The 10,700-nt window shown below is 71.5% G+C and carries 7 protein-coding genes and 1 pseudogene; 4 read left to right on the plus strand and 4 right to left on the minus strand.

Annotated elements, in window-relative coordinates; all coding sequences use genetic code 11:
* Positions 1–167: 167 nt before the first annotated feature.
* The 4 genes from ACFRQN_RS18835 to dnaK form a co-directional block, all read right to left on the minus strand.
* A complete protein-coding gene (locus tag ACFRQN_RS18835; protein ID WP_380741244.1) occupies positions 168–698 on the minus strand; it encodes a heat shock protein transcriptional repressor HspR in 531 nt (176 codons plus the stop codon).
* A 7-nt stretch (positions 699–705) separates the two neighbouring features.
* A complete protein-coding gene (dnaJ, locus tag ACFRQN_RS18840) occupies positions 706–1,869 on the minus strand; it encodes a molecular chaperone DnaJ (protein ID WP_049650429.1) in 1,164 nt (387 codons plus the stop codon).
* A 146-nt stretch (positions 1,870–2,015) separates the two neighbouring features.
* Positions 2,016–2,633: a nucleotide exchange factor GrpE gene (gene grpE / locus ACFRQN_RS18845; RefSeq protein WP_049650422.1), complete on the minus strand. Its 618-nt coding sequence runs from the start codon at positions 2,631–2,633 to the stop codon at positions 2,016–2,018.
* A complete protein-coding gene (dnaK, locus tag ACFRQN_RS18850) occupies positions 2,630–4,471 on the minus strand; it encodes a molecular chaperone DnaK (RefSeq protein ID WP_074001854.1) in 1,842 nt (613 codons plus the stop codon). Before dnaK ends, grpE begins: the two co-directional genes overlap by 4 nt.
* A gap of 308 nt (positions 4,472–4,779) precedes the next feature.
* On the opposite strand from dnaK, the gene ACFRQN_RS18855 reads away from it, so the two are divergent.
* The 4 genes and pseudogenes from ACFRQN_RS18855 (at position 4,780) to ACFRQN_RS18870 (ending at position 10,624) form a co-directional block, all read left to right on the plus strand.
* The gene (locus ACFRQN_RS18855; protein WP_380741245.1) at positions 4,780–7,005 is read left to right on the plus strand and encodes a (Fe-S)-binding protein; all 2,226 of its coding nucleotides are present in this window, start codon (positions 4,780–4,782) and stop codon (positions 7,003–7,005) included.
* A 342-nt stretch (positions 7,006–7,347) separates the two neighbouring features.
* Positions 7,348–8,421, plus strand: a pseudogene (locus ACFRQN_RS18860) (sugar phosphate nucleotidyltransferase); the annotation flags it as partial.
* Positions 8,422–8,607: 186 nt separating this feature from the next.
* The gene (locus ACFRQN_RS18865) at positions 8,608–9,609 is read left to right on the plus strand and encodes a Yip1 family protein (RefSeq protein ID WP_380741246.1); all 1,002 of its coding nucleotides are present in this window, start codon (positions 8,608–8,610) and stop codon (positions 9,607–9,609) included.
* Positions 9,610–9,733: 124 nt separating this feature from the next.
* Positions 9,734–10,624 carry a metal-dependent hydrolase gene (locus ACFRQN_RS18870; RefSeq protein WP_074001851.1) on the plus strand — a complete coding sequence of 297 codons (891 nt, stop codon included), beginning with the start codon at positions 9,734–9,736 and terminating at the stop codon, positions 10,622–10,624.
* The last annotated feature ends 76 nt before the right edge of the window (positions 10,625–10,700 follow it).

Here is a 10,700-nt window from a genome sequence, read left to right on the forward strand (position 1 = left end):
TTGCCGTTACCGTGACGCCTGTGTCCCATCAGCGCCGCCGCTGAGTCACGTTTCAGCATGCCAGACCTGATGAGTCCGATGAAGACGAAATGTGACTGCACTCTCTCACCACACGGCAGCCGCCGGCACCCCCCGAGAGGAGGGGCCGGCGGCCGGTGGGTGCCCGGTCAGCGCTTGGGGCGCCAGACGACGAGGGCGCTGGACTGCGGGGTGGGGGGCTGGTACGGGACGAGGTCGCGGCGGTAGGAGGCGTGGACGGCGGCCTCGCGCTGCTGGAGGGCGGTGGCGGCGCCTTCCAGGGAGTCGACCAGTTCCGTGACGCGGGACTGGAGGGCGGTGACCTGGTTCTCCAGCTCGATGATCCGCTTGATGCCCGCCAGGTTGATGCCCTCGTCCTGGGAGAGCCGCTGGACCTCGCGCAGCTGCTGGATGTCGCGTGCGGAGTAGCGGCGGCCGCGGCCGGCGGTGCGGTCGGGGCAGACCAGGCCGAGGCGGTCGTACTGGCGCAGGGTCTGCGGGTGCAGGCCGGACAGTTCGGCGGCCACGGAGATGACGTACACCGGGGTGTCCTCGGTGAGGACGTACGCCGGCGGGGCGGTGGCGGCGCGGCGGGTGCGGCGGGGGCCGGCGCCGGGCAGGCCTTCGCCGAGGCCGGGGCCGATCGGGGTGTCGGGGTCGATCGGGTTCATCGGGGACATCTGGTCGTCACGCTCCCTTCGCCGCCCGGAAGAGGGCGGCGCGCGGATCGTCGGAGGCGGTGGCCTCGCGGTACTGCTCGAGGGCGTTCAGCGCGTCGCCGGTGACGTGCTGCGGCACCACGACCTCGACGGTGACGAGGAGGTCGCCGCGGGTGCCGTCCTTGCGGGTGGCGCCCTTGCCGCGGGCGCGCATGGTGAGGCCGTTGGCGCTGCCCGGGGGCAGCTTGAGCTTCACGGCGGGGCCGTTCAGCGTGGGCACCTCGATGGTGGCGCCGAGCGTGGCCTCGGGGAAGGTGACCGGCACGGTGACGGTGAGGTTGTCGCCCTTGCGGCCGAAGACGGGGTGGGGGTCGACGTGCACGGTGACGTAGAGGTCGCCGGGCTGTCCGCCGCGCTCGCCCTGTGCGCCCTTGCCCTTGAGCCGGATGCGCTGGTCGGCCTGGACGCCGGCCGGGATGCGGACCTGCATGGTGCGGGCCGAGCTGGCCCGGCCGCTGCCGTGGCAGTCGGTGCACGGGTCGTCGACGATCATGCCCCGGCCGCGGCAGTCCTTGCACGGCTCGGAGAGCGCGAAGGCGCCCTGGCCGCGGCTGACGGTGCCCGCGCCGACGCAGGTCGGGCAGACCCGCGGGGTGGTGCCGGTCTTGGCGCCGGTGCCGTTGCAGCTGCGGCAGGGGGCCTGGCTGGTCATCCGCAGCGGGACGGTCGCGCCGTCCACCGCCTCCTCGAAGGAGAGCGTCACCTCGGTCTCGACGTCGGCGCCGCGCCGGGGCTGGGCCTGCCGGGTGCCGCCGCGGTTGAAGAGGCCGCCGAAGACGTCGCCGATGCCGCCCCCGCTGCCGGCGCCGCCCTGGCTGCCGCTGAAGAGGTCGCCGAAGTCGAAGCTGTAGCTGCCGGTGCCGCCGGGGCCGCCGCCGGCCCGGAAGCCGCCGTTGGCGAAGAGGCTGCGGGCCTCGTCGTACTCCTTGCGGCGCTTCTCGTCGGAGAGGACGTCGTACGCCTCGGAGATGTCCTTGAACCGCTCCTCGGCCTTGGCGTCACCCTTGTTGGCGTCGGGGTGGAACTCGCGCGCGAGCTTGCGGTAGGTCTTCTTGATCTCGGTGGCGGTGGCGTCCTTGGGCACGCCGAGGACCTTGTAGTAGTCCTTCTCGACAAAGTCCTTGCCACTCATGGCGTACGCCACCTCCCGATGTCCATCGTCACTGAGCTGTCAACAGCGGCTGCGAGCACGACTGCTGACAGCGCGCTGCGGAGCCGGCCGCCGTACTGGCCGGCGTACGACTCCGCAGCGCACTGGTTGTCACCCGTCACAGGTTGTCAGCTGTCCGAGCCACCGTCGGACTTGTCCGCGTCGGCGGACTTGGCCTCGGCGTCCGTGGACGCCTGGCTGCCGGGCTGGGGCTCGGCGACGGCCACCATCGCCGGGCGGATGATCCGCTCGCCGATGCGGTAGCCGGGCTGGAGGACCTGGACACAGGTGTCCTCGGTGACGTCCGAGGAGTAGCTGTGCATCAGCGCCTCGTGCATGGTCGGGTCGAAGGGCTCGCCCTCCTTGCCGAACTGCTGCAGGCCCAGCTTGGCGACGACCGTCTCCAGCGACTCGGCGACGGACTTGAAGCCGCCGGTGACCTCGCCGTGCTCGCGGGCGCGGCCGATGTCGTCCAGGACCGGGATCAGCGACTCCAGGATGTTGGAGACGGCGATCTCGCGGACGGTCAGCCGGTCGCGCTCGACCCGCTTGCGGTAGTTCTGGTACTCGGCCTGGAGGCGCTGCAGGTCACCGGTGCGCTCGGCGAGCTCGCGCTTGGCGGCGGCGAGACCCTCCGAACCGGACTCCCCGCTGCCGGCCGCGGCGGCCTCCTCGGCAGCCTTGATCACGGCCTCTTCGGCGGCGGAGTCGTCGCCGGGCTTGCCGCCCTGCGGCTTGTCCGTCATGCCGCACCGCCCTTGGGCTTCTCGTCGTCCACGATCTCGGCGTCGACGACGTCGTCGTCCTTGGCCTGGGCGGAGTCACCGGAGGGGGCGGCACCGGCGGTGGCGTCGGCGTTGGCGTACAGCGCCTGGCCGAGCTTCTGCGCGGTGGTGGAGACCTTCTCCGAGGCCTCGCGGATCTTCGCGATGTCCTCGCCCTTCAGGGCCTCCTTGAGCTCGCCGATGGCGGTCTCGACCTCGGTCTTGACGTCGCCCGGCAGCTTGTCGGCGTTGTCGGCGATGAACTTCTCGGTCGAGTAGACGAGCTGCTCGGCGGAGTTGCGCGTCTCGACGGCCTCGCGGCGCTTGTGGTCGTCCTCGGCGTACTGCTCGGCCTCGCGGCGCATGCGGTCGACCTCGTCCTTCGGCAGCGAGGAGCCGCCGGTGACGGTCATCTTCTGCTCCTTGCCGGTGCCGAGGTCCTTGGCGCCGACGTGCATGATGCCGTTGGCGTCGATGTCGAAGGTGACCTCGATCTGCGGCAGGCCGCGCGGCGCCGGCGGCAGGCCGGTCAGCTCGAACATGCCGAGCTTCTTGTTGTACGCCGCGATCTCGCGCTCGCCCTGGTAGACCTGGATCTGCACGGACGGCTGGTTGTCCTCGGCCGTGGTGAAGATCTCGGAGCGCTTGGTCGGGATCGTGGTGTTGCGCTCGATCAGCTTGGTCATGATGCCGCCCTTGGTCTCGATGCCGAGGGACAGCGGGGTGACGTCGAGCAGTAGGACGTCCTTGACCTCGCCCTTCAGGACACCGGCCTGGAGCGCGGCGCCGATGGCGACGACCTCGTCCGGGTTGACGCCCTTGTTGGCGTCCTGGCCGCCGGTCAGCTCCTTGACGAGCTCGGCGACGGCCGGCATGCGGGTCGAGCCGCCGACGAGGACGACGTGGTCGATCTCGGACAGCGAGATGCCGGCGTCCTTGATGACGTTGTGGAACGGGACCTTGCAGCGCTCCAGCAGGTCCGCGGTCAGCTGCTGGAACTGGGCGCGGGTGAGCTTCTCGTCCAGGTGCAGCGGGCCCTCGGCGGAGGCCGTGATGTACGGCAGGTTGATCGAGGTCTCGGAGGACGAGGACAGCTCGATCTTGGCCTTCTCGGCGGCCTCGCGCAGACGCTGGAGGGCCATCTTGTCCTTGGACAGGTCGACGCCGTGGCCGCCCTGGAAGACCTTGACCAGGTGGTCGACGACGCGCTGGTCCCAGTCGTCGCCACCGAGGTGGTTGTCACCGTTGGTGGCCTTCACCTCGACGACCCCGTCGCCGATCTCCAGCAGGGAGACGTCGAAGGTGCCGCCGCCGAGGTCGAAGACCAGGATGGTCTGGTCGTCCTTGTCCAGGCCGTACGCCAGGGCGGCCGCGGTCGGCTCGTTGACGATGCGCAGGACGTTCAGGCCCGCGATCTCGCCGGCCTCCTTGGTGGCCTGGCGCTCCGAGTCGTTGAAGTACGCCGGGACGGTGATGACGGCGTCGGTGACCGTCTCGCCCAGGTACGCCTCGGCGTCCCGCTTCAGCTTCTGCAGCACGAAGGCCGAGATCTGCTGGGGGTTGAAGTCCTTGCCATCGATGTTGATCTTCCACCCGGTGCCCATGTGGCGCTTGACCGAGCGGATGGTGCGGTCGACGTTGGTGACCGCCTGGCGCTTGGCCACCTCGCCGACGAGGACCTCGCCGTTCTTGGCGAAGGCGACGACGGACGGCGTGGTCCGAGCGCCCTCGGCGTTCGTGATGACGGTGGGCTCGCCACCCTCCAGAACGCTGACGACCGAGTTCGTCGTACCGAGGTCGATGCCGACCGCGCGTGCCATCGTAGATACCTCCACGGAAGAGTTGAGCTTTACAGGCTCAAGGATGCACGACCCGGTGGACGGAGTCAACAGCTATGAGCGCTGCTCGCTCAACTTTGCTGAGCGATGGGGCGGAGTGGGTGCGCCACGCCGGGGCGGGGGTGCGGCCACGTGACTGCCGCCATAGCTTGGGAATCTTCTGGACGACGGTCGGTCACCGGTAATGTCCGGGCCGTCGGCCCGGCAAGTTACCGACCAGTACACTCAGTTCCCAAGACCGTGTAACGCAGAGCCTGCTCAACCGCAAAGCCGCAGGAGACGGAGAGCCGATGCAGCTAGCAGCGATCGTCATCTCGCTGGTCACATTCGTGATCGGCACCGCGCTCGCCGCCCGTGCGGCGCTGTACATCTACAAGGTGGTCCGCACCGGTGCGCCGGACTCCACCCGCTTCGGGCAGCCCGCCCAGCGGGTGAAGACCGTCGCGACCGAGTTCGTCGGCCACACCAGGATGAACCGCTGGGGGATCGTCGGCATCGCCCACTGGTTCGTGGCGGTCGGCTTCTTCAGCCTGGTGCTGACCATCGTCAACGCCTTCGGCCAGCTCTTCGACGCCGACTTCGCGCTGCCGATCATCGGCCACTGGATGATCTGGCAGCTCTTCGTCGAGCTGGTCGGCACCCTGACCACGCTGGGCATCGCCGTCCTGATCGTGATCCGGCTGATGAGCCTGCCGTCCCGGTCCGGCCGCAAGTCCCGGTTCGCCGGCTCGATCGCCTGGCAGGCCTTCTACGTCGAGTACACGATCCTCGGCATCGGCCTCTGCATCCTGATGCTGCGCGGCCTGGAGGGCGCCCTCAACGGCGTCGACTCGTACGGGCCGGAGCACCTGGTCTCGTACCCGCTGGTCTCCGCGCTGGGCGGCCTGTCGCACGGCACGCTGGAGAACCTGATCTACCTGTTCGCGATGCTGAAGATCTGCATCTCGTTCGCGTGGGCGACCACCATCGGCCTCAACCCGTCGATGGGCGTGGCCTGGCACCGCTTCCTCGGCTTCTTCAACATCTACTTCAAGCGCGAGGAGGACGGCGGCACCGCGCTCGGCGCCCTCCGTCCGATGACCTCGGGCGGCCGGCCGATCGACTTCGAGGACCCGGCCGAGGACGCCGTCTTCGGCGTCTCCCAGGTCGAGCACTTCTCCTGGAAGGGCATCCTCGACTTCTCCACCTGCACCGAGTGCGGCCGCTGCCAGTCGCAGTGCCCGGCCTGGAACACCGGCAAGCCGCTCTCGCCGAAGCTGCTGATCATGAGCCTGCGCGAGCACGCCTACGGCAAGGCGCCGTACCTGCTGGCCGGCGGCGGCAAGGACATGGAGGGCGAGGAGCGGGCCACCTCCGAGCAGCTCAAGGACGTCCCGGCGGCCGCCCTGGCCGAGGCCGAGCGCCCGCTGATCGGCACCGCCGAGGAGAACGGCGTCATCGACCCGGACGTGCTGTGGTCCTGCACCACCTGCGGCGCCTGCGTCGAGCAGTGCCCGGTGGACATCGAGCACATCGACCACATCGTCGACATGCGCCGCTACCAGGTGATGATCGAGTCCTCGTTCCCGACCGAGGCCGGGACGATGCTCAAGAACCTGGAGAACAAGGGCAACCCGTGGGGCATGGCCACCAAGGCCCGCCTGGACTGGGTCAAGGAGCTCAAGAAGGAGACCGGCATCGAGGTGCCGGTGATCGGCGAGGACATCGACCCCGCCGAGGTCGAGTACCTCTACTGGGTCGGCTGCGCCGGCGCCCTGGAGGACCGCGCCAAGAAGACCACCAAGGCCTTCGCCGAGCTGCTGCACACCGCGGGCGTGAAGTTCGCGATCCTCGGCAAGGAGGAGTCCTGCACCGGTGACTCCGCCCGCCGCCTGGGCAACGAGTTCCTGTTCCAGATGCTCGGCGCGCAGAACGTGGAGACGCTGAACGCGGCCCTGGAGGACGCCCCGGTCAAGCGGATCGTGGCCACCTGCCCGCACTGCTTCAACACCATCGCCAACGAGTACCCGCAGCTGGGCGGCCACTTCGAGGTCATCCACCACACCCAGCTGCTGCAGCACCTCATCGACGAGGGCAAGCTGATCCCGGTCAACCCGGTCGAGGGCCTGATCACCTACCACGACCCCTGCTACCTGGGCCGCCACAACAAGGTCTACAGCCCGCCGCGCGAGATCATGGACAAGGTCCCCGGTCTGCGCCAGCAGGAGATGCACCGGCACAAGGAGCGCGGCTTCTGCTGCGGCGCCGGCGGTGCCCGGATGTGGATGGAGGAGCGCATCGGCAAGCGGATCAACACCGAGCGCGTGGACGAGGCGCTGTCGCTCGACCCGGACATCGTCTCCACCGCCTGCCCGTTCTGCCTGGTGATGCTCTCCGACTCGGTCAACGGCAAGAAGAACGAGGGCGCGGCCAAGGAGCACCTGAAGGTGGTCGACGTGGCCCAGCTGCTGCTCGACTCGGTGAAGGCCCTCCCGCCGACCGGGGACGAGGAGCAGCCCGCGACGGTGGACGCCTGACCGGCGCCGACGAGCCCGCTGTTCGACAGTTCTGCAACAACTGCCCGGCCCGGTGGACGCCGCGAACGCGCCCGCCGGGCCGGGCTTTCGGTCGCTCCGGACGGCCCGCCCCGGTACGGCGGGCGTACGGGGGGTGACGGCAATCGCACAGGCGCCGGACGGGCATTCGGTCGGAAGCAAATACAGTAGGCCCGGACCGGCTTCGTGCCGGTCGACCCGTTCCGGACGGAAGCCCCGGGCGGGTGGCGACCCGCGCCGGCCGCACGGCCGGGTCCAGACCGACGACGAGGTGTCGGCCCGCCGGGCCGGGCCGCAGAGACCACAAGGGGAACAGCGCAGACCATGACCGAGGCGATCATGCTGGTCGGTGGTAAGGGCACGCGACTGCGTCCGCTGACCACCCACACCCCCAAGCCGATGCTGCCGGTGGCAGGCGTCCCGTTCATCGCGCACCAGTTGGCCCGCGCGGCCGCCGCCGGCGTCACCCGCGTCGTGCTGGCCACCTCGTACCTGGCCGAGGTGTTCGAGGACCACTTCCAGGACGGCACCCCGTACGGCATCGAGCTCGTCTACCTGACCGAGCGCGAGCCGCTGGGCACCGGCGGGGCGATCCGCAACGCCGCCTCCGGCCTGACCTGCGGCCCGGACGAACCGGTCCTGGTCTTCAACGGCGACATCCTCTCCGGCGTCGACATCGCCGCCCTGCGCGACGGCCACGTGGCCGCCGGGGCCGACGTCACCCTGCACCTGACCCGGGTCGAGGACCCGCGGGCCTTCGGCCTCGTCCCGACCGACGAGGACGGGCGGGTGCTGGAGTTCCTGGAGAAGCCGGAGACCCCGGAGCAGATCGTCACCGACCAGATCAACGCCGGCTGCTACGTCTTCACCCGGTCCGTGATCGACCGCATCCCGACCGGCCGCGAGGTGTCCGTCGAGCGCGAGACCTTCCCCGAACTGCTGGCCACCGGCGCGCTGCTGCGCGGTGTCGTCGACACCTCGTACTGGCTGGACCTGGGCACCCCGGCCGCCTTCGTCCGCGGCTCGGCGGACCTGGTGCTCGGCAAGGTCGACTCCCCGGCCGTCCCCGGCCCGACCGGCGACGCCCTGCTGCTGCCCGGCGCCACCGTCCACCCGGGCGGGGTGCTCAGCGGCGGCACCGTGGTCGCCGAGGACGCGGTGGTCGAGGCCGGCGCGATCGTCGAGGGCAGCGTGATCCTGCCCGGCGCGGTGATCGGCCCGGACACCCTGGTCAAGGACTCGATCGTGGGCGCCTTCGCCACCGTCGGCGCCCGCTCGGCGCTGGACGGCGCGGTGATCGGCGACGGCGCGATCGTGGAGTCGGACAACGAGCTGCCGAACGGCATCCGGATCGCCTGCGGCACCCTGCTGCCGGTCGGCGCCGTCCGCACCTCGGCCGGCCCGGGCGGCTGCCCGGCCGGCACCAGCGCGGCCGCGGCGGTGCACGGGCCGTCGGTCGGCGCACAGCGGTAGCCACCCCGCGCCCCGCGGGTTTTCGGCCCCGTTCGTCTCAGCCTCGCTGCAAACCGGCCCCGGCTTCGTCCGGGGCCGCCGCGGGCCGGGCCGGACGGGTACCTTCGGACCGTGGCTGGTAATCGATACGACAACGGTCAGGGCGCGGACCGTCCGCGCGGCGGGTGGTCGGCCCCTCCGCCGCCGTCCGCGCCCGGGGGGCACGGGGGGACGGACGGGCCGGAGTACTTCACGGCCCCGCACGCGGCGACGCCCGGCGGTCCCGGCGGCACGCCCGGTGGTCCCGGCGGTCCCGGGCAGACGGCGGGGGACGGGTACGACCCGTACGCGGCGGACCGGCCCGGCAGCACCCGGGCCTTCCCCGTCGGCGACCCGTACGCGGCCGGCGGTCCGTACCAGGGACAGCCGCCGTACCAGGGGCACCCCGGCCAGGAGCACGGCTACTACGACGACGGCCACGGGCAGCAGCCGCCCTACGGCGCCGAGCAGGGCTACGACCAGCAGCCGTACGGCCAGGACAACGTCGCCGTCTACCGGGCCGGCGGCCAGTCCGCCCCGCACGTCGCCGGGCCCCGGCCGCACTGGCGTGAACTGTTCACCGGCCTGTTCCGCAGCCCGACCGCGGTCTTCGACCGCACCCGCGACCACCAGGTCTGGCTGCCCGCGCTCACCGTCTCGCTGCTGTACGGCGCGCTCGCGGTGCTCGGCATCGGGCTGACCCACGACGACATCGTCAACTCGACCTTCACCGTGGCGCTGACCGGCATCCTCGCCGCCGCCATCGGCTTCACCGTGGCCGGCGCGCTCTTCGGCGGGGTCACCTACGCGATGGCCCGCCAGCTGGGCGGCGACGGCCCGTGGAAGGCGACCGTCGGCCTGGCCGCGCTGATCGGCTGGCTCACCGACGCGCCCCGGCTGCTGCTCGACCTGGTGCTGCCCTCCGGCAGCGCCGTCGTCCAGGTCGTCGGCTGGGCCACCTGGATGCTCTGCGCGTACCTGCTGACCAGCATGGTCCGGCGGCTGCACGACCTGCCCTGGGGCAAGGCCGCGGCCGCCTCGGCGATACAGCTGGTGGCGCTGCTGGTGCTGATCAAGCTGCCGACGCTGGGCTGAGCCGCACCGGGCGGAGCGATGCCGGGCCGAGGGCTCCGACGGGCGAAGGGCAGAATGGGGGCGGGTCGCGGCCGAGCGCCGGGCCCGCCCCACCCTCGTCGTCCCACCTTCACCGGAGCCAGGAATGACCCTCCCCACCACCCACGTCAGCTTCCCGGCCGGGGCGGTGACCGGCGAGTCCCCGGTGCTCGCGGTGCACCCGCTGGCCGACGGCCGGTACGCCGTCGTCACCGCGGCGACCCCGTTCCACCCGCTCGACCACACCTGGCCCGACCAGCCGGCCGACCTCGGCACCCTGACCGTCGACGGCACCGAGCTGGCCGTGGTCGACTGCCTGACCGGCGCCGTCGGCCCGGAGGGCGGGGAACCGCTGGTCGGCGCCGACATCCCGGTCCGGCGCGGTGACGAGGAGTGGTCCTGGCTGGTCCTGCACGTCGTCGACGGCGACCCGGGGGACCTCGTCGGCCGCACCGCCGCGCTCGCCGTCGACGCCGACCGCCGGGGCGCCCTCAGCGCCTCGCACAGCGGCTGCCACCTGCTCGCCCTCGCCCTGAACGCCGCGCTCGCCCCGCGCTGGCGCAAGGACCCGGGCCGCTCGGACGCCTTCGGCCACCCGGACTTCGACAGCCTCGCGATGGCGAGCTCGGTGATGGACACCGCGGCCAGCACCGACACCTACCGGCTCGGCAAGTCGCTGAAGAAGAAGGGCTTCACGGTGGACGCCACCGAGGAGTTCCCGGCCCTCGCCGACGCCCTGCCGGCCCTCACCGAGGCCGTCAACGCCCGGCTGGCCGCCTGGGTCGCCGCCGACGCCCCGGTCCGCATCGAGGTGCCCGGCCCCGAGCTCACCGCCCGCCGCCAGTGGCACTGCGAGCTGCCCGAGGGCGGCGCGCAGATCTTCTGCGGCGGCACCCACCTGCACCACCTCGGCGAGCTGGCCGAGCTGCGCACCGAGCTGCGGCTGTCCGAGGACGGCACCGAGCTGGTCGCCGTCACCAGCCCGAAGCGGGCCTGAGAAACGCCGCGGGGGGGGGGTGGGCCCCCGGGGGGGCGACCCCCCCCCCGGGGGGGGGGGGGAATAAAAAAAAACA

The organism is Kitasatospora sp. NPDC056800 (genome assembly GCF_042789775.1).
Lineage (GTDB): Bacteria > Actinomycetota > Actinomycetes > Streptomycetales > Streptomycetaceae > Kitasatospora.

Bases quoted from the DNA above. Each gene is read 5' to 3' on its own strand.
- dnaJ (WP_049650429.1), bottom strand. From the start codon at position 1,869: ATGAGTGGCAAGGACTTTGTCGAGAAGGACTACTACAAGGTCCTCGGC.
- ACFRQN_RS18855 (WP_380741245.1), top strand. From the start codon at position 4,780: ATGCAGCTAGCAGCGATCGTCATCTCGCTGGTCACATTCGTGATCGGC.
- dnaK (WP_074001854.1), bottom strand. From the start codon at position 4,471: ATGGCACGCGCGGTCGGCATCGACCTCGGTACGACGAACTCGGTCGTC.
- ACFRQN_RS18870 (WP_074001851.1), top strand. From the start codon at position 9,734: ATGACCCTCCCCACCACCCACGTCAGCTTCCCGGCCGGGGCGGTGACC.
- grpE (WP_049650422.1), bottom strand. From the start codon at position 2,633: ATGACGGACAAGCCGCAGGGCGGCAAGCCCGGCGACGACTCCGCCGCC.
- ACFRQN_RS18835 (WP_380741244.1), bottom strand. From the start codon at position 698: ATGTCCCCGATGAACCCGATCGACCCCGACACCCCGATCGGCCCCGGC.